Raw genomic sequence first — 22,811 nt, 5'->3', positions numbered from 1 at the left:
TTTTGGGGTGGGTTAGATACCCATGTTCGCCAGGCTCTGCATGATATTGCGCAGGGTGCCGGCCAGGGTGGGGTGACGGGTTTCGAATCGTTCGACGGCCAGGTTGACCCCATCCACCAGGGTGGCATCCGGCGCCATGGCGGCGTCGCGGGCCAGGCGCAGTTCGATTTCCTGCATCAACTCGATCAGCGATGCGCGCTCCTCCGCATCCAGTGGCGGCTCCTCGGCCAACTGGTCGCGCAGTTGTTGCAGTTGCTGCTGCAGGCGTTCAGGCATGTCGTTCTCCCTATGCGGCTTCTCAGGAGTGGACCTTGGCGGTGGGCCAAAAGTCCCTCATGCCTTAGAGAGTAATCCAGGCCGGGCGGGCGTGCCTGACCCGGATCAAGGCTGAAACAAACTCAGGGCTTCTCGCCCTTTTCGCGGCGGCTGGCGAGGTCCGCCAGGCAGGGGGCGAGCTCCCCCAGGTGGTCGATCACCGAATGGGCGCCGAGGCGGTACAGCTCCAGGGTGGCGGCCGCACGGCGGCGGTCGCGGTCGCTGCCGTCCAGGGCTTGCCAATCCGCCGGTGCCAATCCGCACAAGGGGCCGCTGGCGGCCAGGCCGATGGTCCAGAGTCCAGCGTTCAGGCCTGCCTGCAGCAGGCGCGGGTTGGCGCTGATCAGCACACAGCCTTCCAGGCGCGAAACGCCCAGTCCAGCGAGAGCCTGCCAGCAGCTGTCGGGAGCCGGCCATGGGCGCGCTCCATTGGCCTCGCTGGCGCGCAGCCAGGCGGGCAGGGGGCCGGCCAGGCGCCAACTCGTGGCAGAGGGCAGTTCATCGAGCCAGGCGCAAGGCACCCGATTGCCATCCACCAGGCCGGCCAGTCGATCGAGGTCGGTCACGGCTTCGGCATGCTCACCGGCGGCATCCAGCAGGTGTTGCTGGAAGGCCTGGAGCTGTTCTTCGCTAGCGCAGGCGTCGAGCGCATGCTCGAGGGCGGCGCGCGGGGGCAGGGTGGCGGCTGCGGCCAGGCGGGGAGCAGGGCAGCCTGGTAGCAATCGGCTCAGGGCCAGCGGCAGCGTCCGGGCGCCGAAGTCCACCAGGCAGCCGGAAAGTCCAAAGAGAATAGCGGTGAAGGCGGGCGGTTGGTTCTGGGGCATCTGCGTCATCCTGACGAGGTCTGGCGCAGGCTAACCGCCGCCGATGACAGCGAGGTTACGGCTGCGTGTTGGCGCCCATGGCCTGACGCAGGTTGTCCGGCACCGGCACGGATTTGTCGGTGGCGTGGTCGATCCAGACCAGCTTGCAATAGCCTTCGCCGTAGAGCGTATGCGGGTCTTCCAGTGTGCTCAGGCGGTGCTCGACCACCAGGCTGCTGTTGCCCACCGCACCGGCATAGAGCTGGATGACTACCGTGGCCGGATGCACCACGGGCTTGAGGTAGGTGTGCAGGGTCTGCAGCACCACCGGGCCCCGGGGCACGTTGTTCATGGCAATGCCGAGACGCTCGAACCACGCGACCCGTGCTTCCTCCAGATACTGGATGTAGAGGGTGTTGTTGACGTGTCCGTAGCTGTCCATGTCGCCCCAGCGAACGGGGATATGGGCAACATGAAGCAAGGTTTTTTCCGGCATGCTGGCGTTCCGCTATGCTGCCCTACAGGGGCGATGGCCTTATACTGCGCGCCTCGAATTGGCGGCGGGCCGCCACACTACTTTTCTCAAGGAGAGTCTGCAATGCAATTGATCGGCGCTCAGTGGCTCGATCGACTGGGCCGTGTTCTGGCCTGCCTCAGCCTGGCGGTGCTTCCTCTCGCCGCGAACGCCGCGGAGGAGGACCCGTGGGAGGGCTTCAACCGTGCAATGTTCAGCTTCAACGACACCCTTGATACGTACGCGCTGAAGCCCGTCGCCAAGGGCTACCAGGCGGTGACCCCGCAGTTCGTCGAGGACGGCGTGCATAACGTCTTCAGCAACATTGGCGACGTGCGCAACCTGGCCAACGACCTGTTCCAGGCCAAGTTCCACAATGCCGGCGTCGACACCGGTCGCCTGGTGTTCAACACCACCTTCGGTCTGCTGGGCTTCTTCGACGTTGCTACCAAGATGGGCCTGCAACGCAACGATGAAGATTTCGGCCAGACCCTGGGGTATTGGGGCCTGGGCAGTGGTCCTTACCTCGTGATCCCGTTCCTCGGGCCCAGCACCGTGCGTGATGCCGGCGGCCTGATCCCGGATACCTTCGTAGGTCCGTACCCCTACATCGACCACGTGCCGACTCGAAACGTGACCCGTGCCGTGGATGTGGTGGATACCCGCGCCAGTCTGCTGTCGGCGGAGAAGCTGATCACGGGCGACAAGTACATCTTCATCCGCAACGCCTACCTGCAGAACCGCGAGTTCAAGGTGAAGGACGGCGAGGTCGAAGACGACTTCTAAGCCCCGGCGCAAAGCAAAAAGGCGACCTTGAGGTCGCCTTTTTCGTTTCCGGTCTTTTCCGTCTAGCGAAGGTCGAGGATGGCCAGGCCGAGGGCGCGGCCGCCGTTCGGCCCGTCGGCGACCCTGATCACTTCGGCATCTGCTTCCAGCCCCTTGAGAGCGCTGTGCTCGGACGGGATAAGTACCCGGACACGCTCACCGATCGCCAGTTCGACGCTGACTTCAAGCTGCATGCCACTGCTGGAAAGGTCCAGGCAAAGGGCAGGGTACTGCTGGCCGCCGTGCTCCAGAATGGCCTTGGATTGCACCTGCATCCGGATGAAATCGCGCTTCTCGCTGTAGTTGCGGTCGTCCAGGCTCACGCGCTAGTCCTCTTGTTGTCATCCGGCGGGGCAAACTCCTTATAACTTCCAGCGATTTCAGGTGTAAAGGCAGAGTTCAGCGCGCGGCGCAAGCTTGAATCGCCATGCGGATGGGAGTACCGTCTGCGCCGTAAAGCGAACCCCCGTACTTGTGCTCGGGCCTTAGGTCGGGTGCTACAACAACCCATCCCTGGCGCCGTTTGCCTGGATAATCCATGCACAATCCCAGTGCCAAGCTGCTGATTATTGATGACGACGAGGTAGTGCGCGCGAGCCTCGCGGCCTATCTGGAAGACAGTGGATTCAGCGTTCGGCAGGCCAGCAACGGCCTGCAAGGGCTGCAGGTTTTCGAGCAGGAGCGCCCGGATCTGGTGATCTGTGACCTGCGCATGCCTCAGGTCGACGGCCTGGAACTGATCCGCCGCATCTCCGAACTGGAAGCAGAAACCCCCGTGATAGTGGTCTCCGGCGCCGGCGTGATGAGCGACGCGGTGGAGGCTCTGCGCCTGGGCGCTGCGGACTATCTGATCAAGCCCCTGGAAGACCTGGCTGTCCTCGAGCACTCCGTACGCCGCGCCCTCGACCGCGCAGCCCTTCGCCTGGAGAACCGCCGCTACCGGGAGAAGCTGGAGGCCGCCAACCGCGAGCTCCAGGCCAGCCTGCACCTGCTGCAGGAAGACCAGAACGCCGGACGCCAGGTGCAGATGAACATGCTGCCGGTGACGCCCTGGGAAGTGGACGGATTGCACTTCGCCCACCAGATCATCCCGTCGCTGTACCTCTCCGGTGACTTCGTCGACTACTTCCGCGTGGACGAGCGCCGCGTCGCGTTCTATCTGGCGGATGTTTCGGGCCACGGCGCCTCTTCGGCATTCGTGACCGTGCTGCTCAAGTTCATGACCACGCGCCTGCTCTATGAGTCCCGGCGCAATGGCATGCTGCCCGAGTTCAAGCCGTCCGAGGTGCTCGGGCACATCAACCGCGGCCTGATCAACACCAAGCTGGGCAAGCACGTGACCATGCTTGGCGGTGTAATCGACGAGGAAAGCGGCAAACTGACTTATAGCATCGGCGGGCATTTGCCCCTGCCGGTGCTTTACAGCGAAGGCAAGGCCTCCTACCTGGCTGGCAAAGGGTTGCCGGTGGGGCTGTTCGAGGAGGCGAGCTATGATGACCGGATCATCGATCTGCCGTCTTCCTTCAGCTTGACCTTGCTCTCCGACGGGATATTGGACCTTTTGCCCGGCGATACCCTCAAAGATAAGGAAGCCGCGCTGCCAGAAATGGTGTGTGAGGCAGGTGGCAGTCTGGATGGCTTGCGACAAGTATTTGGACTGGCCAGCCTGGGCGAGATGCCGGATGATATCGCCTTGCTGGTGTTGAGCAGGAACCTTGCATGAGTACCGGTAAAATCCAGTTTGCCGAGCAGGATGGGACCTTCGTCCTGAAGTTTGTCGGAGAAATCCGCCTCACCCTGTGTTCGGCCCTGGATGCGACCATCGAAAAGATCTTCTCGGCGCTGAATTTCTCGGCAATCGTGATCGATCTTACTGAAACCCAGAGTATCGACAGTACGACCCTCGGCTTGCTGGCCAAGTTGTCGATCCTTTCGCGGCAGAAAGTGGGCCTGTTGCCCACGGTAGTGACCACCCACCCCGATATCACCCGACTGCTGCAGTCGATGGGGTTCGATCAGGTGTTCAATATCGTCGGAAGGCCGGTTCCCTGTCCGGAAAGCCTCGAGGACCTGCCGCCGCAGGACCAGACGGAGGAGGTGGTCCGCACCAAGGTGCTGGAAGCCCACCGCATCCTGATGGGGCTTAACGAGTCCAACCGCGAAGCCTTCCACGACCTCGTCAGCGCTCTCGAGCGCAGCTGATCCCTCGTTTCCACTCCTCATCACGCGCGCAGCCTGCAAAGGCCGCGCGCGTTTTGCGCTTTAGCGGCGGGACGCGAGGAGGGCTTCCAGCTTCTCCTGGTCGCGGGCGAACAAGCGGATGCCCTCGGCCAGCTTCTCGGTGCCCATGGCGTCTTCGTTCAGCTCCCAGCGGAAAGCCGCCTCATCCGGCACCACGCGGGCTTCGGCTTCGCCGCCGGGCGCCAGATTGCGCTCCAGCGGGCCCTGATCGTCCGCCAGCTTCTGCAGCAGTTCAGGACTGATGGTCAGGCGGTCGCAGCCGGCCAGCGCTTCGATCTGCCCCAGATTGCGGAAGCTCGCCCCCATCACCACGGTCTGATAGCCGTTGGCCTTGTAGTAGCGGTAGATGCGCGACACGGACTGCACGCCCGGGTCTTCGCTCCCCACGTAGTCGCGGCCTTCGGCCTTCTTGTACCAGTCATAGATGCGGCCGACGAAGGGGGAAATCAGGAATACCCCCGCATCCGCGCAGGCCGCTGCCTGGGCGAAGTTGAAGAGCAGGGTCAGGTTGGTCTGGACGCCCATGCGTTCCAACTGTTCAGCCGCACGGATGCCCTCCCAGGTGGAGGCGATCTTGATCAGCACGCGCTCGCGACCGATGCCGGCCTCCTCGTAGAGCCCGATCAAGCGTTCTGCCCGGCGCAGGGTGGCATCGGTATCGAAGGACAGGCGGGCATCCACTTCGGTGGAGATGCGGCCCGGAATCACCTTGAGGATCTCCTGGCCAACGGCGACGCCGAAGCGGTCGCAGGCCAGGCCAAGGTCATTGCCGCTGCCAGCCACGGCGCTGTCGAGCAGCTCGGCATAGCGCGGCATGGCGGCGGCTTTCAGCAGCAGGGAAGGGTTGGTGGTGGCGTCCACCGGCTTCAGGCGGGCAATCGCGTCCAGATCACCGGTATCGGCGACGACAGTGGTGTACTGCTTGAGTTGGTCCAGCTTGGAGGTCATGGCGAAACCTTTTCGTGGCGGATGAACTGACCTTACCCGAGCCGCCGTGGCTGCTCAACGGGGGCGTAAGGGCTTTTTTACAGGCCATCGGCCTGCCCATTCCTACAGACCGGGAAAGGGGGGAGGCAGGTTCCGCAGTGGAAAAGATTTCACATTTTCACTGCGGTTTTTTCACGCTCGTTCGTCTATTTCTATGAGGGCCCGGACGTTTCGGGACAGCCGGCTGGAAGGAGATCCGGCCGGAGGCTTCGCGCCACGCGAGCCCCTCATCAACAAGGAGACCAGGATGCGAGTACACGCCTTGACCCGGGCCAAGCGAATAACCCCGCCACAGCCCATGAGCCCGACTGCGGAACCGAGCCAGTCGGTTCTGGATCACCGCCAATTGCGGCTGATGCTGCAGGAAGCGGGACTCAAGACCAGCATGCCCCGCCTCAAGGTGCTGGAAATGCTCTGCCTGGTCTCCCTGGATGGCAGCGACATCCGTAGCCGCGTGCTGCACGAGCGCCTGGTGGAAGCCGGCGAACCCCTGTCACTGGTCAGCGTGCGCCAGGTGCTGGGGAGAATGGTGGAAAGCGGCCTGGTGGTCGCAGGGGGAGGTGGCCGGTACCGTCTGGCACCGGCCTGGGCAGCCGCGATCAGTGCTCAGCGGCCGCGCAGCAGCTCGGCAGCCTGATCCAGCAGCGCCAGCGGGTCGGCAGTCTTGTGCACGTCGACCGACAGCAATTGGCGGAAACGCCGGGCCCCTGGGAAACCCTGGGCCAGGCCAAGGACGTGGCGAGTGATGTGGTGCATCACGCCGCCTTCCTCGATGTGGCGCTCGATATAGGGGCGCATCGCCTCCAGGGCTTCGGCGCGGCTGATCTGCGGCACGGAGCCTTCGAACAGTCCGGCATCCACCTCGGCCAGGAGGTAGGGGTTGTGATAGGCCTCGCGGCCCAGCATCACCCCATCGAAGGTCTGCAGGTGCTCGCGGCACTCTTCCAGCGTCTTGATGCCGCCATTGAGGATGATTTCCAGGTCCGGGAAGTCCCGCTTCAGCTGCGCCGCCACCTCATAGCGCAAGGGCGGAATCTCGCGGTTCTCCTTGGGGGACAGGCCCTCAAGGATGGCGATGCGCGCATGCACGGTGAAACTGCGGCAGCCGGCCTCACGCACCTGGCCAACGAAGTCGCACAGCTCCTCGTAGCTGTCCCGGCCGTTGATGCCGATCCGGTGCTTCACGGTGACCGGAATCTCCACCGCATCCAGCATCGCCTTGACGCAGTCTGCTACCAGTCCCGGATGGCCCATCAGGCACGCGCCGATCATGTTGTTCTGTACCCGGTCGCTGGGGCAACCGACGTTCAGGTTCACCTCGTCGTAGCCCGCGTCCTGCGCCATCTTCGAGCAGGCCGCCAGGTCCGCCGGCACGCTCCCGCCCAGTTGCAGCGCCAGGGGGTGTTCCGTCTCGTCATGGCGCAGGAAGCGCTCCCGGTCACCGTGGAGCAGCGCCCCGGTGGTCACCATCTCGGTATAGAGCAAGGCGTGCTTTGACAGCTGGCGCAGGAAGAAACGGCAGTGTCTGTCAGTCCAATCCATCATCGGCGCCACGGAGAAGCGGCGGGACAGGGCAGGGCGCGTGGTGGCTGGTGTGGAGGCTTGTACGGCGGTCATTCGGGGGCTTCTGGATTGCTGCGTTTTCCTGGCATTTCCGGTTGTTCTCGAGCTGTTGTAGCACTTCGAACGTGTCGCAGTCGGAAAGTGGGAACGCAAGGACAGGACGTTTGGCAGATTCGGATCATACGTATTGGCCGGCAAGTTTATCAGGAAAGCCGGGCCTTCCACCGCATGCCGGTCGCCAGGCGGCGCCGACAAGGCGCGGGCGATCACTATCCGGTATCGATTCCGTGGTCGGTGCGCGCAGCGCACCCTACGGCTAGCCAAGCGCCGGGGTGGGCGGGAACTTCAGGTACCGGCGAGAGTCGGAGTTCGCCGTGACTTCCCATCCCACCCTGCCTTGAAGTCAGGTGAGAGCACCTCCGATGCACGCCAGGAATTTCTTCCCGATTCTGATGCTCGCCTTCTGCGCGGCCGCCACGTTACCTGCGTACGCTTCGGGTTCGCGGAGCAATGGAGCCACGGGCGCTCTGCTGGAAGCAGCGTCGCTGCAGCTGGAGTACGGCGAGGTCGAGCAGGCGGAAGACACCCTTGAACGCGCCCTGCGTATCGAGCCGAACAATCCGGCGATCCTGCATCAGTTGGGGCAGGTACGGTTCCAGCAAGGGCAATATGTGCAGGCCGTGGCGCTGGCGAAGCGGTCTAACGCGCAAATACGCAATGATGCCGATCTGCGCAGTCGCAATGTTCAGCTGATCCAGGCAGCTCGACAGGCCATGGGGCCGGGTGTGGCGGGCGGTTCGGAGGCGGAAGTGGTGGTGGACGAGCAGGCCCCGGTCCCGGTTGGTCTGGACCAGTACGTGCCGGCTCGTTACGAGGCGGGTGTCTCCGCTGGCGGGTTTGAGGCCGATTGACCCTCCCGGTGGGGGGAACGGCCTTGAGGCGTCTATGTTGTGCCTTCGGTGGCAAGGCATAATTGCCATTTTCTCCCCGCTGGAGCCTCTTTCATGCAGCTCGATTTCACCCAGCTGAGCCCACTGGACGCCTACCGCTGGCTGGCTTCCACTGTCACGCCGCGCCCCATTGCCTGGGTGTCCACCCTGTCGAAGGACGGAATCAGCAACCTGGCGCCGTTCAGCTTCTTCCAGGTGATCAGCGACAACCCGCCGACCCTGATGGTGAACATCAACACCCGTGACGATGGGGAATTGAAGGACACCCTGCGCAATGTGCAGGACACCGGGGAACTGGTGATTCAGCTGGTGTCCTACGCCCAGGCCGAGGCCATGAATGCCAGCGCCGCCTTGCTGCCCCATGGCGTCAGCGAGTTCGAGAAATGTGGCATCGCCACCGCGCCGTCCCAGCGAGTCCGCGCGCCGCGCGTGTTGGGAGCTCCCGTGGCCTTCGAGTGCCGGTTGGCGGAAATCCAGCCTTATCCCCGCACCAACCCCAACTGCCACATGGTGTTCGCCGAAGTGCTGCTGGCCCATATCGAGGACGATGTCCTGACTGAAGCCGGCCGCGTGGACCCGCACCGCCTGGACCTGGTAGGTCGCCTGGGCGGCAGTGCCTATACCCGTACCCGCGAGACCTTCAACATGGTGCGGCCGACCTAACGGCCGGCCATGCGGCTGCGGATGTACTTGTCCAGTTCCACCACGGCGCAGGTCGCCGCCGCCGTTCCCAGGCACCAGCTCCAGCCCATCGGGCCCAGCCCGCGGGTGCCGAATAGCGACTGGAAGGCCGGCACGTAGGTGAAACCCAGCTGCAGCAGCACCATCAACCCGACCATGCCCCAGACCATGGGGTTGTCCCGCAGGCCGAAGCGCGCTGGGCCGTTCAGGCGTCGGCTGCTGAACAGATAGCCGATCTCGCCGAACACCAGCGCGTTCACTGCCAGGGTGCGGCTGGCTTCCATGTTCCAGCCCAGGTCCTGGGAATAGATGAACAGGCCCAGGCTGGCCAGGGTCAGCAGCACCGATACCAGCAGGATCAACCACAGCAGCTCGGCTGACAGCAGCGGCGCCTTCGGGTCCCGGGGCGGGCGTGCCATGAGGTCGTCCTCGGCGGGTTCAAAGGCCAGGGCCAGCGCCAGGGTGACGGCGGTGATCATGTTCACCCAGAGGATCTGCAGCGGTGTAATGGGCAGGGTCAGCCCCAGCAGGATGGCGGTCAGCAGGACAAAGGCCTGGGCGCCGTTGGTGGGCAGGATGAAAAGGATGGATTTCTTCAGGTTGTCGTAGACGGTCCGGCCTTCCTCCACCGCCTGGGCGATGGTGGCGAAGTTGTCGTCGGCCAGGACCATCTGGGCGGCCTCCTTGGCGGCCTCGGTGCCTTTGATGCCCATGGCGATGCCGATGTCGGCACGCTTGAGGGCAGGGGAGTCATTGACCCCGTCGCCGGTCATCGCCACGCGCTCGCCAATCGCTTGCAGGCGCTCCACCAGGCGTAGCTTGTGGCTGGGGCTGGTGCGGGCGAACACGCTGGTTTCTGCGAGCAGGGCGTCCAGTTCGGCATCGCTGAGGTCGTCCAGGTCGGCGCCGGTCAGCGGGTTGCCGGCGGGCAGGCCAAGGCGCTCGGCGATGGCCGCAGCGGTGGCGGCGTGGTCGCCGGTGATCATCTTCACGTGGATGCCGGCGTTGTGGCACTCCTCAATGGCACGGATGGCTTCCTCGCGAGGCGGGTCGAGCATGCCCACCAGGCCGAGCAGGACGAAGCCGCCGTTCAGGTCGGCATGGTCCAGCTCGTGATGGCCGCTGCCGGCTGCGCGGCGGGCGAGTCCGATCATGCGCAGGCCGGCTGCCGCGCCTTCTTCCAGCACCTCATCCCAGACCCGAGGGTCCAGCGGCTCGTCGAGGCCGTTGCGGCACTGCTGGTCGCAGACCTCCAATAACCGCTCCGGCGCCCCGACCAGGTAGATGACGCCGCTGCCATCTCCGTCGCGATGCAGGCTGGCCAGGTAGCGCCGTTCGGAGCTGAACGGAATGGTGTCCAGCCGGGGCAGGCGCGCGGATTCTTCTTCCGAGTCCAGCTGCAATTTGCCGGCGAGGGTGAGCAGCGCCGCTTCGGTGGGGTCTCCTGTGATGCACCACTGGCTGTCGACTTCACACAGGCTGGCGCTGTTGGCCAGCAAGCCGGCGCGAGCCAGCTCGTGAAGGTCGTGGGCCAGGTCGCCGGTCGGGTTGACGGCACCCAGCGGGGCGTAGCCCACGCCTTCCACCTCGAAGCGCCGGGCTGCGGTGTAGACGCGTTGCACCGTCATCTCGTTGCGGGTCAGGGTGCCGGTCTTGTCGGAACAGACGACCGTTACCGCGCCGAGGCTCTCCACAGCCGGCAGCCGGCGGATGATGGACTGGCGCCGGGCCATGCGCTGCACGCCGAGGGCCAGGATGATGGTCAGGACGGCGGGAAGACCCTCGGGGATCGCCGCCACCGCCAGGCCCACGGCGGCCATCAGCATGTCGTCGGCGCTGTAGCCACGCAGCAGGATGCCGAAGACGAAGGTGGCCGCCGCCAGGACCAGGATGATCAGGGTGAGCTGACGGGCGAAGCGCGCCATGTCCGCCAGCAGCGGGGTTTGCAGCTGCTCCACCGAGCCCAGCAGATGGCTGATGCGCCCCAGCTCGGTCTCCTCGGCGGTGGCAACGACCACGCCGACGCCGCTACCGGCGCTGACCAGGGTGCCGGAGTAGGCCATGCTGTGGCGGTCGCCCAGGCTGGCATCCTGGGTGACGGGCCGGCTGGTCTTGTCCGCGGGGAGGGATTCGCCGGTCAGCGCGGCTTCTTCGATACGCAGATCGCGGGTTTCCACCAGACGCAGATCCGCCGGTACGCGGTCGCCGGCCTCCAGCAGCACCAGATCACCGGGCACCAGGTCCTCGGCCGGTACCTGGCGCACTTCGCCGTCGCGTTTGACCCGGCTGTCCAGCGTCAGGAGTTTCTGGATGGCGCGCATGGCCTGCTCGGCCTTGCCCTCCTGGATGAACCCGACCACGGCGTTGATCAGCACCACGCCGAAGATGACCGCGCTGTCGAGCCACTCGCCCAGGCTCAGGGTGACCAGGGTAGACGCCAGCAACACATAGATGAGCAGGTTGTGGAATTGCAACAGGAATCGCTTCAGCGGTCCGGCACCCGCTCGCTCCGGCAGCCGATTGGGGCCGCAGCTGGACAGGCGGCGTTCAGCCTCTTCCGCGTCCAGGCCGTCCGGCCCACTGGCCAGCTGCTGGAGGCTGGCTTCAACGGATTGGGCGTGCCACTGGGTGGGAGACGGCGCGTTCATGGCGTCCTCCATGGCGACATTTAGTACAGAGCCTAGTCCCTTCAGCCGGATTCCCTGTTGGCCTGGATCATTTCCGAGGCTGTTGTAGGAATCATAGAAAGTGATCCAGAAACGACCTCCAGTTAGCCAAAAACAGCATGCCCCTCGCCGCGGCAGGATTGTGGCTTGTCGCCACTATCACGCTGCTCCTATGGTCGGCCGTCAAAGGAAGCGGATAGCGGATCGCGTCCATGCGGTTGTCACCTTGAAGGGGGTAGGAGCATGTGGACTGTCTTGCAACGTGGGCTGGCCAGCCTGAGTACCGCCAACAAGCTGATGCTGGGGTTCGGCACCGTGCTGGCGCTGACCCTGGTGGTGGCAGCCACCGGCTTCACCGCCCTGCGTGCGGTGGATGAACGGGCCCGCCTGCTGGAGGAGATGCGTGCCATCAGCAGCGACGTGCTGGTGATCCGGCGCACCGAGAAGGACTACGCCCTTACCGGCGACGGCAAGCAGGCCGAAACCCTGCGTCAGCAGTCCGATGCGATCGTCGCCCGCAGCGAGGCCCTGGCCGGCCGCCTGTCCGCCCCCGGCAGCGAGGCCTTGGGCGAAGTCACCCAGGCGATGGCCGAGTACCGCAGCGCCTTCGACCGCTATGTGGAGCTTACCGATAACCAGCGCCTGGCCCTGGAAGCGGCCAACTGGCTGGTGGTCAGCGCCTCCAACAGTCTCGATGTGCTGCAGAGCGGCCTGAACGAGGACGGCATCGATCTGATGAAAAGCTCCCAGGGGGCCCAAGGCGCCGATCTGGTGGAGCAGGGCGGGCAGATCGGCCGTGTCTATCAGTTGTTGCTTCAAGCCCTCAACCAGGCCCGCCTGCGCCTGGAACAGAGCCGCAGTGCCGGCGAGGCAGGGGCGCCCCATATCCAGGAAGCGCTGGATGCCAAGAAGCTCGCCGGCGAGCTGCGCGACGCCATGCAGGACCCCGGTTATGCCGCCGTGCTCACGGAGGTGATTGGCAACGTCGACTCCTTCAACGATCGCCTCAAGGAATACACCGCGATCCTGGAACAGCAGCGCCAGGAGTACGCCCGCCTGGCCGCCCAGGCCGAGCGCGTGGTGCAAGCCGTGGAGCGCGCGTATGAGTTGCAGAAGACCGACATGCGCGCCCAGCAGGACGCCAGTTCGCTGCTGATCCTGCTGGCGGCCGCCCTGGCCCTGGTGATCGGGCTGGCCGCCACTGTCCTCATCAGCCTGCTGATCGTCAGGCCGCTGCGCCGGGTGATCGGCCTGGCCCGGCAGATCGCCGAAGGTGACCTCAGTGCCAGCATCGAGGTGGAACGCCGCGACGAGATCGGCCAGTTGATGGAGGCCATGGCCGGCATGTCCGGCAACCTGCGGGAAATGGTCGGTCGCCTGCAGGGCGGGGTGGCGCAGATTTCCGCGTCGGCCCAGTCGCTGTCCAGCGTCACCGAGCAGACTCGCGTCGGCGTGAACGGCCAGAAGGAAGAAACCGACCTGGTGGCCACCGCCATGAGCCAGATGGCCGCCACCGTGCAGGAAGTGGCGCGCAATGCCGAGGCCGCGGCCATGTCCACCGAAGCGGCGGACAACCGCGTCAGCAGCGGCAGCCAGGTGGTGCGCCAGACGCTGGAGCGGGTCAACCAGCTGGCCCATTCCATGGAAGCGGCCACCGGCAGCATCCAGCGCCTGAGCCAGGACACCCAGAGCATCGGCACCGTGCTGGACGTGATCAAGAATGTCGCCGAGCAGACCAACCTCCTGGCCCTCAACGCCGCCATCGAGGCCGCGCGGGCCGGTGAGCAAGGCCGGGGCTTTGCGGTGGTGGCGGACGAGGTGCGGGCGCTGGCGCGGCGTACCCAGCAGTCCACGGCGGAGATCGAGCGGCTCATCGCGACCCTGCGTGACGGGGTACGCAGCTCGGTGGAGCACATGCAGCAGAGCGGTAGCCTGGTGGACCTGACAGTGCAGGACGCCGGCCTGACCGAGGAGGCCCTGGCGGGTATCGCCGAAGCCGTGACCCTGATTCACCAGATGAACCAGCAGATCGCAGCCGCGGCCGAGCAGCAAAGCGCCGTGGCCGAGGAGATCAACCGCAGCGTCACCAGCATCCGCGATATCGCCGATCAATCCGCCATGGCCATGGAGGAGACGGCCAATTCCAGCGTGCAGCTGGCGCGCCTGGGGCATGAGTTGCAGGGGATGGCGGGCAGTTTCCGCCTCTGATCCAGCGAAACTCTGGAGGATTCGGCATTCCGTCGCCTGGGACGGGGCCCTAGAATGGTGCCCCTGTCCAACCGGCCGGGAGTGTCGCAATGCTGAAGATCTGGGGGCGAATCAATTCCACCAATGTGCGCAAGGCACTCTGGTGTGCCGAGGAAGCGGGCGTTCCCTACGAGCAGCGGGACGCCGGCGGCGCCTTCGGCCTGGTGAACGAACCCGCCTACCGGGCGCTCAATCCCAACGGCCTGATCCCCATGATCGAAGACGACGGCCTGGTGCTCTGGGAGTCCAACGCCATCGTTCGTTACCTGGCCGCGCGCTATGCCGCCGGCAGCCTCTACCCGGAGTCCCCGGTGGTGCGGGCCGAGGGTGACAAGTGGATGGACTGGGCCACCTCCAGTTTCGCCACGCCGTTCCGCGACCTGTTCTGGGGCACCCTGCGCACGCCGCCGGCCGAGCGCAACCAGGCGCTGATCGATGCCGCAATGACCCGCTGCGGTGAGCTGCTGGCCATTCCCGACCGCGCCCTGGCCCAGCGACCCTGGCTGTCGGGCGAGGCCTTCGCCATGGGTGACATCCCCTTGGGCTGCTTCGCCTATGCCTGGTTCGAAATGCCGATCCTGCGGCCTGAGCTGCCCCATCTCGAAGCCTGGTACGAGCGCCTGAAGGCCCGACCGGCCTATCGCAAGGCGGTGATGACGGTCCTCACCTGAGCCGGCTCGCCAGCCTGGCCTCTGAACCTGGGCTAATGTGCAGCGACCGGCGGTTGAATTTGCTGGCATTCAGCCTTATGTAGCCACTTCCCTTTGAAGCAGACGAATCCATCATGAGTTCCGCCCTGTCCATCCGGCAGTTGACCAAGACCTACGGCAATGGCTTCCAGGCCCTCAAGGGCATCGATCTGGAAGTGGCCGAAGGCGACTTCTTCGCCTTGCTCGGCCCCAACGGCGCGGGCAAGTCCACCACCATCGGCATCCTGTCCACCCTGGTGAACAAGACCAGCGGCAGCGTCAACGTCTTCGGCAACGACCTGGACAAATCGCCCTACGCGCTCAAGCGTTGCCTGGGCGTGGTGCCCCAGGAGTTCAACTTCAACCAGTTCGAAAAGGTGTTCGACATCGTCGTCACCCAGGCGGGCTATTACGGCATCCCGGCGAAAATCGCCAAGGAGCGCGCCGAGCAGTACCTGAACCAGCTGGGCCTGTGGGACAAGCGCAACTCCGCGTCCCGCGAGCTTTCCGGTGGCATGAAACGCCGCCTGATGATCGCCCGCGCGCTGATCCACCAGCCGCGCCTGCTGATCCTCGACGAACCCACCGCGGGCGTGGATATCGAGCTGCGCCGCTCCATGTGGAGCTTCCTCACCGAGCTCAACGAGCAGGGCATCACCATCATCCTGACGACGCACTACCTGGAAGAGGCCGAGCAGCTGTGCCGCAACATCGGCATCATCGACCACGGCCGGATCGTCGAGAACACCAGCATGAAGGAGCTCTTGAAGAAGCTGCACAAGGAAACCTTCCTGCTGGACCTCAAAGAACCCCTGGAAGTGGTGCCGCAGCTCAATGGCTACCCGGCCGAGCTGGTGGATGACCACACCCTTGAAGTGCAGGTGGAGAAGTCCCAGGGCCTGACCGAGCTGTTCCGTCAGTTGGCTGCCCTGAACATCGACGTGCTGAGCATGCGCAACAAGTCCAATCGCCTCGAGGAGCTGTTCGTGTCCCTGGTGGAGAAAAACCTGGCGAAGGTGGCCATATGAGTTCGGAACTGCGCGCCAACCTGGTCGCCCTGGAAACCATCGTCACCCGCGAAGTGCGCCGCTTCATGCGGATCTGGCCGCAGACGCTGCTGCCCCCGGCCATCACCATGGCCCTGTACTTCGTGATCTTCGGCAACCTGATTGGCCGGCAGATCGGCGATATGGGCGGCTTCACCTACATGGACTACATCGTCCCTGGCCTGATCATGATGTCGGTCATCACCAACTCCTACAGCAACGTGGTGTCGAGCTTCTTCGGCAGCAAGTTCCAGCGTTCGGTGGAGGAGTTGCTGGTATCGCCGGTATCGGCCCACACCATCCTGCTCGGCTACACCATCGGCGGTGTGCTGCGGGGCCTGGCGGTTGGGCTGATCGTCACCTTCCTGTCGCTGTTCTTCACCAAGCTCTCGGTTCACCACATCGGGGTGACCGCGCTGGTGGTGCTGCTGACCGCCACCATCTTCTCCCTCGGCGGCTTCATCAACGCCGTCTATGCGCGCAACTTCGACGACATCTCCATCATCCCCACCTTCGTGCTGACCCCGCTGACCTACCTGGGCGGCGTGTTCTACTCGATCAACATGCTGCCGACGTTCTGGCAGGTGGTGTCCCTGGGCAACCCGATCCTGCACATGGTCAACGCCTTCCGTTACGGCATCCTCGGCGTGTCCGACATCAACATCGGCATCGCCATCGCCCTGATGCTGCTGACCATGGTCATTCTCTACACCGCCTGCATCCGCCTGCTGGTGAGCGGGCGCGGCATGCGCCAATAAGACGAGACAGCGCGTCGCAGACTGGCGTTATCCTGTAGATGCCGCCGATCGAAGCCTGCCGATACAGTCGGCAGGCTTCCTTTCCTCCCTCCCCCTGATCCAGAGGCTCCAGATGAAGGTCCGTCGCAGTGCTTGGCTGTTGCTCGGGGCGTTCGCCACGCTTTCTGCCTTCGCCCAGGAGGCGCCTCTGGTGGAAGTGGCCGAGCCGCAACGGGCGCTGGTGCGCGACGAACTGGTGACCTTCGGTTCCCTGCGTTCGGATGAGTCGGTGATGATCCGCCCGGAGGTGGAGGGCAGGGTGGCCACCCTGCATTTCCAGGAGGGCCAGGCGGTCAAGGGCGGCGACCTGCTGGTCAGCCTGGATGACGCCATCGCCCGCGCCGAACTGGCCCAGGCCCGGGCCAACCTGGACCTGGCGGAAAAGAGCTACCAGCGGGCGAAGATGCTGTTCGCGCGGGGCGCCAGTAACGCCCAGGCCCAGGACGAGTCCCTGTCCCAGGAGCAGGCCGCCCGCGCCAGCCTGGCCCTGGCCCAGGCACGCCTCGACAAGACCCAGATCCGCGCGCCGTACGACGGCACCCTTGGCCTGCGCCAGGTCAGCGTGGGCGACTACCTGAGCGCCGGCCAGGATGTGGTGAACCTGGAAGTGCTGGACCCGCTGAAGGTGGATTTCCGCATACCGCAGAAGGCCGTCAGCGAGGTCGGCATCGGCCAGCCGGTGGAGGTGAGCCTGGATGCCTATCCGGGCGAGAGCTTCCGGGGCGAGATCATCGCGCTCAACCCGCGCCTGGACGAGGTCGGCCGCAGCCAGGCCATCCGCGCCCAGGTCCCCAACCAGGACCACCGCCTCAAGCCCGGCCAGTTCGTGAAGGTGTCGGTGATACTCGCCGAGCGCCCACAGGCCTTGCTGATCCCCGAGGAAGCGGTGATGCCCCTGGGGCACCAGTTGTTCGTCAACCTGGTGGTGGACGGCAAGGTGGAGCGGCGGCAGATCAAGATCGGCCAGCGCCTGCGCGGCAAGGCCGAGGTTCGCGAAGGCCTGCAGGGCGATGAGCAGGTCATTACGGCGGGCTGGCAGAAAGTCAGCCCGAGCATGGAGGTCCGCACCGTCGCACGGGGTGGGGCATGACGCTCTCGGATGTGTGCATTCGCAGGCCGGTGTTCGCCACCGTCCTGTCGCTGATCCTGGTGCTGCTCGGGCTGCTGGCGTACCAGCGGCTGACGGTGCGGGAGTACCCCAACATCGACGTGCCCATCGTCACGGTCAACGTGATCTACCCCGGCGCCAGTCCGGAGATCATGGAATCCCAGGTGGCCCAGCCCATCGAGGACGTGCTGTCGGGCATCGAAGGCCTGGACTTCGTGTCCTCCATCAGCCGCTCGGAAAACACCCAGATCACCGCCCAATTCCGCCTCGGCACCAACGCCGATGAGGCCGCCAACGACGTGCGCGACCGCCTGGGGCGGGTGCGCGGCCTGCTGCCGGACGAGATCAACGAGCCCATCGTGCAGAAGGTGGAAGCCGACGCCCAGCCGGTGGTGTGGATCGCCTTCTTCAGCGAAAAGCACTCGGCGATGGAGATCACCGACGTCCTGGAACGGGTGGTGCGCGACCGCCTGCAGACCATTCCGGGCGTGTCCGAGGTGCAGATCCGCGGCGCCCGCCGCTTCGCCATGCGCATCTGGCTGGACCCGGAGAAGCTCGCCGCCCACGACCTGACCGTGCAGGACGTGGAAGACGCCTTGCGCCGGCAGAACGTGGAAATCCCGGCCGGGCGCATCGAGTCGGTGCAGCGGGAATTCAGCGTGCTGTCGGAGACCGACCTGCGCACCCCCGAGGAATTCAACGACCTGATCCTCAACGACCAGCGTGGCTACCTGCTGCGCCTGGCGGACGTCGGCCACGCCGAGATCGGCGCGGCGGACGAGCGCAGCATCGTACGTTTCAACGGCCGCGCGGCGGTGGCCCTGGGCCTGGTGAAGCAGGCCACGGCCAATCCCCTGGAAATCTCCGACGGCCTGAACGCCGCACTGCCGGAAATTCGTGGGCTGCTGCCGGACGGCATGCAGATGACCATCGCCAACGACAACTCGCTGTTCATCCGCGAGTCCATCAACAACGTCTACACCACGATCTGGGAAGCGGTGGTGCTGGTGGTCTTGATCATCTTCCTGTTCCTGCGCTCCCTGCGCGCCACCCTGATTCCCCTGGTGACCATCCCGGTGTCGCTGATCGGCGCCTTCAGTCTGATGGTCCTGCTGGGCTTCTCCATCAACACCCTGACCCTGCTGGCCATGGTGCTCGCCATCGGCCTGGTGGTGGACGACGCCATTGTCGTGCTGGAAAACATCCACCGGCACATCGAGGAAGGCATGTCGCCGGTCCAGGCCGCCTACAAAGGCAGCCGCGAGATCGCCTTCGCGGTGATCGCCATGACCCTGACACTCGCCGCCGTCTACGCACCCATCGGCTTCATGCAGGGCACCTCGGGCAAGCTGTTCACCGAATTCTCCTGGACCCTGGCGGGCGCCGTGCTGGTGTCCGGCTTCGTCGCTCTGACCCTGTCGCCGATGATGAGCGGACACCTGCTCAAGCCTCACGGGGCCCAGCGGCACGGCAAGCTGTACAACCTGGTGGAGTCCTTCCTCCATGGCCTCACCTATAGCTACCGCCACGCACTGGAGCGGGTGTTGCGGGCCTGGCTGCTGATTGTCGGTGTGCTGGTGGGCATCCTCGCGCTTTGCCTGGTGCTGTTCTCAGGGCTGCGCAGCGAGCTGGCGCCCACCGAGGACACCGGCACCATCGTCGGCTCCATCAGCGGGCCGGACGGCGCCACCATCGAGTACACCAGCCGCTACGCGAAGATGCTGGAAGAGGCCTACGCCTCCATTCCCGAGGCCAACCGCTACATGGTGGTGGTGGGCTTCCCCACCGTGGCCCAGGGCCTGTCCTTCCTCAAGCTGGAGGATTGGAATGCCCGCAAGCGCACCCAGTTCGAGATTCGCGACGAGCTCCTGCCCAAGCTGCGGGACATCCCCGGCGTGCGCGCTTTCCCCATCAACCGGCCGCCCCTGGGGCAGAGTGCGCGTAACCAGCCGGTGAACTTCGTCATCCGCTCTTCCCTGGAGTACGACGAGTTGCAGAAGTACGTCGACCAGCTGATGGAGCGGGTGCGCAACTATCCGGGGCTGGAAAGCCTGGACAGTGACCTCAAGCTCAACTCGCCGCAGCTCAAGGTCAGCGTCAACCGCGAACAGGCGGTGGCGGTGGGGACGGACGTGTCCGCCATCGGCCGCAGCCTGGAAAGCCTGTTCGGCAGCCGCCAGGTGACGCGCTTCAAGCAGAACGGCGAGCAGTACGACGTGCTGGTCCAGCTGGCCAACGTCGACCGCAGCAACCCGGACGACCTCAATCGCGTCTACGTGCGTGGGCGCAACGACAGCATGGTGCAGCTGGCCAACCTGATCGACGTGCGGGAAACCGTGGCGCCCCGCGAGCTGAACCACTTCAACCAGTTGCGGGCGGTGACCATCACCGCCAACGTCGGCTCCGGCTATACCCTGGGCGAGGCGCTGAACCACCTGGAAGAAGCCGCCCGTTCGGTGTTCCCGGAAGACACCCAGTTCGACTACACGGGGACCTCGCGGGACTTCAAGGACTCCAGTGCCGGCGTGGCGCTGATCTTCGCCCTGGCCCTGGTGTTCATCTATCTGGTGCTGGCCGCGCAGTTCGAGAGCTTCATCGACCCGCTGATCATTCTCTTCAGCGTGCCCCTCTCCATCGCCGGTGCGCTGCTGGCGCTGACCTTCTTCGGCGGCACCCTGAATATCTACTCCCAGGTGGGGATGGTCACCCTCATCGGCCTGATCACCAAGCACGGCATCCTGATCGTCGAGTTCGCCAACCAGTTGCTGCGCCAGGGCATGGAACTGCATGAAGCGGTGCTGGAGGCCTCGGTGAAGCGCCTGCGGCCGATCCTCATGACCACCGGCGCCATGGTGCTGGGCTCCGTGCCGCTCGCCATCGCCAGCGGCGCCGGGGGCGAAAGCCGGCAGCAGATCGGCATGGTGATCGTCGGCGGCCTGCTGGTGGGCACCTTCTTCACCCTCTTCGTGGTGCCGACCCTGTACCAGCAACTGCGCCGCTGGAGGCCGATCCACAAGCTGGAGCCTGCGCCGGTTTGATGAATTCCTGTGGGGGCGATTTCAATCGCTAAGGGGCGCGTAGCGTCCCTCCTGGTATTGGTGAGGCCGAACCTGCGGTCCGGTCAGTGAATGAATTCGCCCCCACAATGTTCGTTCAACCGCCGATCACGCCCGCTGAAAATACTTCGGATACCGGTTCACCAACCCATCCTCATCCAGGCTCAGCACCGCTTCGAAGCCGCTGCCATCGAGGTTCTGGTAGAGGTAGTGGATCTGGTCCAGGCGGGTGTAGGCCTGGCGCATGCGCCGCACCTTCAACTGCGGCGCCTCGACGAACACCACGTCGATCTCCCGGCGCTCGCCGGGGTTGAGGAACAGTCGCCAGATGCTCGGGCTGTTGGTGAACGGGGTGGGCCAGAGGTCCAGGTCAAGGCTGCCGGACAGGTCAGACAGCTTCAGGCCGTTGGCGTCGAACCAGTGCAATCCGTCGCGGCGCAGGACCAGGCTGCGGGTGCCACGGCCGTCGCGAACCGTTGCGCTGAAGGCACGGGGCTCCCAGCCTTTCTCGTACTCCAGGGTGTAGCTCAGGCGATACGGCTTGCCCTCGTCGTCGAAGGCCACCATCGCGCTGTCCACCCGGCGGCCCTCCAGGCGGAAATCTTCCAGGCCCTGGGCGGGCGCTCGGGTGTTCCACAGATGGGTCCAGATGGCGGTGGTTCTCATCGATTCAGGTCTCTTGGCGCGGGTTGGCGCAGGTCCATGGAGAAAAGGTAGCAACCGGTTGGAACAAAGCCCGTCCAGGGCCATCTTCAGTCGAGCCGCAGGCCCACCTGGCGGATCTTCGGCAGGCGTGCGACCACCAACTGGTGAGAGCGGGTGAGGAGGTCGCGAAGCTCGTCATCACTCATGGGGTAGGGCCGCTGCATGGCAATCCAGTGAGCCCGGGCCAGGTAGGGCGCCGGGACGATGCCCGGACGATCGACATAGCCCAGGAAAAGCTCCTTGTGGACCTTGAAGGCCAGGCCATCGCCGAGGAAATCGAGGATGGCGAACATCTTGTTGCCGGCCACCGAGAACACCCGGTTGCTGCCCCATTTGAGGTCTTCCCGGGCGCCCGGCAGTTTCAGGCAGAAGGCGGCGACTTGATCGGGGGTCATGGTGGCTCCTGTTCCTTCAGGTTCTGGATTCGCTGCGCTGCAGCCACACGGACAGCAGCATGCCCGTCAGCGCCATCAGCGCAGCCACCAGGAAGATGGCGGCGAAGCCCGCTCCGCCGGCGATGGCGCCCATCAGCGGCCCGGCGATGCCTAGGGCCAGGTCGAAGAATACCGCGTAGGCGCCCAGGGCCGAACTGCGGCTGGCGGCCGGAATGCGGCTGACCGCTTCAACACCCAGGGCGGGGTAGACCAGCGACAACCCGACGCCCGTCAACGCCGAGCCGGCCAGGGCGAGCCAGGGCGTCGTGGCGCCCCAGAGCAGGAACAGGCCAAGGCTTTCCACTGCCAGGCAGACGATGGCCACCCGGTAGCCGCCCAGGTGCTTGATGCTGTTGACGAACAGCAGGCGCGCGCCGATGAAGGCGCAGCCGAAGGCGGTCAGGCAGAAGGCGGCGCCTTCCCAGCCCAGGCTCGCGTAATAGAGGGTGATGAAGGTGGCCAGGGTACCGAAGCCGATGGAGCCCAGGGCCAGCGCGGTGCCGTTGGGGGCGATGCGCAGGAACACGTTGGTGAAGGGCAGCCGCTCGCCCTGGACGATGGGCGCCGGGCGCTTGGGCCAGGCCAGCAACAGGGCGACGGCGCAGAGCAGGGCCATCAGCGCGCCGATGCTCCAGAGCCCCAGGCCGCCCACCATCACCACGCCCAGGGGAGCGCCGATGGCCACCGCGCCGTAGGAGGCGATACCGTTGAAGGAAATCACCCGCGCCATGTTCTCCGCACCGACCAGGCCCACGCCCCAGCTGATGGACCCGGTGCCTACCAGGCCCTGGCCGATCCCCAGCAGCACCCGGCCGCCCAGCAGCAGGGCCAGGCTCGCCAGGGGGACCTGCGCCAGGGACGTGGACAGCAGGGTCAGCACGCCGGACAGACCGCAGCAGGCCATGCCGTACATCACGGCGCGCTTGGCGCCCAGGCGGTCCGCCAGTCCGCCGGACATCGGGCGGGAGAGGAGGGTGGAGAGGTACTGGGTACTGATGACGATGCCCGCCATCATCGAGCCGTAGCCCATGTCGTTGTGTACGTAGCCGGGCAGCACGGCGATCGGCAGACCGACACAGAGGAAGCTGACGAACGTGAAGAAGACGATGGAGATGATCTGCAGGGTATTGGAGGACGCGGACAGCCGTGGCGTGCTCATGGCAGAACCTGGATTCGGGGCGGAA

General features: G+C 65.2%; 22 protein-coding genes. 12 read left to right on the top strand and 10 right to left on the bottom strand.

All coding sequences use genetic code 11. The annotated features are described in order from the left end of the window. Positions 1-12: 12 nt before the first annotated feature. From TQ98_RS16495 to TQ98_RS16485, 3 genes are all read right to left on the bottom strand, one after another. A complete protein-coding gene (locus TQ98_RS16495) occupies positions 13-276 on the bottom strand; it encodes a DUF4404 family protein (RefSeq protein WP_044874178.1) in 264 nt (87 codons plus the stop codon). 122 nt (positions 277-398) lie between these two features. Further along, positions 399-1,139 carry a phosphatase gene (locus TQ98_RS16490; protein ID WP_044874179.1) on the bottom strand — a complete coding sequence of 247 codons (741 nt, stop codon included), beginning with the start codon at positions 1,137-1,139 and terminating at the stop codon, positions 399-401. Positions 1,140-1,194: 55 nt separating this feature from the next. Then, on the bottom strand, positions 1,195-1,614 hold the full coding sequence (locus TQ98_RS16485; RefSeq protein WP_044874180.1) for a thioesterase family protein: 420 nt from the start codon (positions 1,612-1,614) through the stop codon (positions 1,195-1,197). A 102-nt stretch (positions 1,615-1,716) separates the two neighbouring features. Between TQ98_RS16485 and TQ98_RS16480 the strand changes: the two genes are divergently transcribed. Continuing rightward, positions 1,717-2,418 carry a VacJ family lipoprotein gene (locus TQ98_RS16480; RefSeq protein WP_044874181.1) on the top strand — a complete coding sequence of 234 codons (702 nt, stop codon included), beginning with the start codon at positions 1,717-1,719 and terminating at the stop codon, positions 2,416-2,418. A 62-nt stretch (positions 2,419-2,480) separates the two neighbouring features. Here TQ98_RS16480 and TQ98_RS16475 read toward each other — a convergent pair whose 3' ends face one another. Next, positions 2,481-2,780: a PilZ domain-containing protein gene (locus TQ98_RS16475; protein ID WP_044874182.1), complete on the bottom strand. Its 300-nt coding sequence runs from the start codon at positions 2,778-2,780 to the stop codon at positions 2,481-2,483. Positions 2,781-2,995: 215 nt separating this feature from the next. Between TQ98_RS16475 and rssB the strand changes: the two genes are divergently transcribed. Then, entirely contained in the window at positions 2,996-4,180 is a 1,185-nt protein-coding gene (gene rssB / locus TQ98_RS16470; RefSeq protein ID WP_044874183.1) for a two-component system response regulator RssB, read from the top strand. Next, positions 4,177-4,659, top strand: a complete 483-nt coding sequence (gene rssC / locus TQ98_RS16465) for an anti-sigma factor antagonist RssC (protein WP_044874184.1) — start codon at positions 4,177-4,179, stop codon at positions 4,657-4,659. Before rssB ends, rssC begins: the two co-directional genes overlap by 4 nt. A gap of 60 nt (positions 4,660-4,719) precedes the next feature. On the opposite strand, the gene tal is transcribed toward rssC, so the two are convergent. Then, positions 4,720-5,646, bottom strand: a complete 927-nt coding sequence (gene tal / locus TQ98_RS16460) for a transaldolase (protein ID WP_044874185.1) — start codon at positions 5,644-5,646, stop codon at positions 4,720-4,722. A 286-nt stretch (positions 5,647-5,932) separates the two neighbouring features. Between tal and TQ98_RS16455 the strand changes: the two genes are divergently transcribed. Further along, on the top strand, positions 5,933-6,322 hold the full coding sequence (locus tag TQ98_RS16455) for a hypothetical protein (RefSeq protein WP_242443151.1): 390 nt from the start codon (positions 5,933-5,935) through the stop codon (positions 6,320-6,322). Here TQ98_RS16455 and dusA read toward each other — a convergent pair. Then, positions 6,292-7,302 (bottom strand): tRNA dihydrouridine(20/20a) synthase DusA, encoded by a 1,011-nt coding sequence (dusA, locus tag TQ98_RS16450; RefSeq protein ID WP_044874187.1) that lies wholly within the window; start codon positions 7,300-7,302, stop codon positions 6,292-6,294. The two genes, TQ98_RS16455 and dusA, sit on opposite strands and share 31 nt — an antisense overlap. Before the next feature lie 368 nt (positions 7,303-7,670). Between dusA and TQ98_RS16445 the strand changes: the two genes are divergently transcribed. Together TQ98_RS16445 and TQ98_RS16440 are read left to right on the top strand one after the other, a co-directional pair. Continuing rightward, on the top strand, positions 7,671-8,159 hold the full coding sequence (locus tag TQ98_RS16445) for a tetratricopeptide repeat protein (RefSeq protein ID WP_052659232.1): 489 nt from the start codon (positions 7,671-7,673) through the stop codon (positions 8,157-8,159). Between the two features lie 93 nt (positions 8,160-8,252). Continuing rightward, a complete protein-coding gene (locus TQ98_RS16440; RefSeq protein ID WP_044874188.1) occupies positions 8,253-8,861 on the top strand; it encodes a flavin reductase family protein in 609 nt (202 codons plus the stop codon). Here the strand turns inward: TQ98_RS16440 and TQ98_RS16435 are convergent. Continuing rightward, positions 8,858-11,527 (bottom strand): cation-transporting P-type ATPase, encoded by a 2,670-nt coding sequence (locus TQ98_RS16435; protein ID WP_044874189.1) that lies wholly within the window; start codon positions 11,525-11,527, stop codon positions 8,858-8,860. The genes TQ98_RS16440 and TQ98_RS16435 overlap by 4 nt on opposite strands. 261 nt (positions 11,528-11,788) lie before the next feature. On the opposite strand from TQ98_RS16435, the gene TQ98_RS16430 reads away from it, so the two are divergent. From TQ98_RS16430 to TQ98_RS16405, 6 genes are all read left to right on the top strand, one after another. Further along, a complete protein-coding gene (locus TQ98_RS16430) occupies positions 11,789-13,753 on the top strand; it encodes a methyl-accepting chemotaxis protein (protein ID WP_044874190.1) in 1,965 nt (654 codons plus the stop codon). An 89-nt stretch (positions 13,754-13,842) separates the two neighbouring features. Next, entirely contained in the window at positions 13,843-14,463 is a 621-nt protein-coding gene (locus tag TQ98_RS16425; RefSeq protein ID WP_103102991.1) for a glutathione S-transferase, read from the top strand. Between the two features lie 113 nt (positions 14,464-14,576). Next, the gene (locus tag TQ98_RS16420) at positions 14,577-15,509 is read left to right on the top strand and encodes an ABC transporter ATP-binding protein (protein WP_044874193.1); all 933 of its coding nucleotides are present in this window, start codon (positions 14,577-14,579) and stop codon (positions 15,507-15,509) included. Continuing rightward, entirely contained in the window at positions 15,506-16,285 is a 780-nt protein-coding gene (locus tag TQ98_RS16415) for an ABC transporter permease (RefSeq protein ID WP_044874194.1), read from the top strand. Before TQ98_RS16420 ends, TQ98_RS16415 begins: the two co-directional genes overlap by 4 nt. A gap of 112 nt (positions 16,286-16,397) precedes the next feature. Continuing rightward, positions 16,398-17,414, top strand: coding sequence for an efflux RND transporter periplasmic adaptor subunit (locus TQ98_RS16410; RefSeq protein ID WP_044874195.1), 1,017 nt, complete (start codon positions 16,398-16,400; stop codon positions 17,412-17,414). Then, on the top strand, positions 17,411-20,470 hold the full coding sequence (locus TQ98_RS16405; protein ID WP_044874196.1) for an efflux RND transporter permease subunit: 3,060 nt from the start codon (positions 17,411-17,413) through the stop codon (positions 20,468-20,470). Before TQ98_RS16410 ends, TQ98_RS16405 begins: the two co-directional genes overlap by 4 nt. A 126-nt stretch (positions 20,471-20,596) precedes the next feature. Here the strand turns inward: TQ98_RS16405 and TQ98_RS16400 are convergent, their stop codons facing one another. The 3 genes from TQ98_RS16400 to TQ98_RS16390 all read right to left on the bottom strand — a co-directional run bounded on the left by TQ98_RS16400 (position 20,597) and on the right by TQ98_RS16390 (position 22,786). Then, positions 20,597-21,154, bottom strand: coding sequence for a putative glycolipid-binding domain-containing protein (locus TQ98_RS16400; RefSeq protein ID WP_044874197.1), 558 nt, complete (start codon positions 21,152-21,154; stop codon positions 20,597-20,599). A gap of 86 nt (positions 21,155-21,240) precedes the next feature. Beyond that, entirely contained in the window at positions 21,241-21,588 is a 348-nt protein-coding gene (locus tag TQ98_RS16395) for an MmcQ/YjbR family DNA-binding protein (RefSeq protein ID WP_044874198.1), read from the bottom strand. Positions 21,589-21,604: 16 nt separating this feature from the next. Next, positions 21,605-22,786: an MFS transporter gene (locus tag TQ98_RS16390; protein WP_044874199.1), complete on the bottom strand. Its 1,182-nt coding sequence runs from the start codon at positions 22,784-22,786 to the stop codon at positions 21,605-21,607. Between the last annotated feature and the right edge of the window lie 25 nt (positions 22,787-22,811).

Origin of the sequence: Pseudomonas sp. LFM046, from assembly GCF_000949385.2 — a bacterium.
Lineage (GTDB): Bacteria > Pseudomonadota > Gammaproteobacteria > Pseudomonadales > Pseudomonadaceae > Metapseudomonas.
Note: the sequence above shows the minus strand (reverse complement) of the source record. Positions and strands in the feature narration are given on the sequence as shown.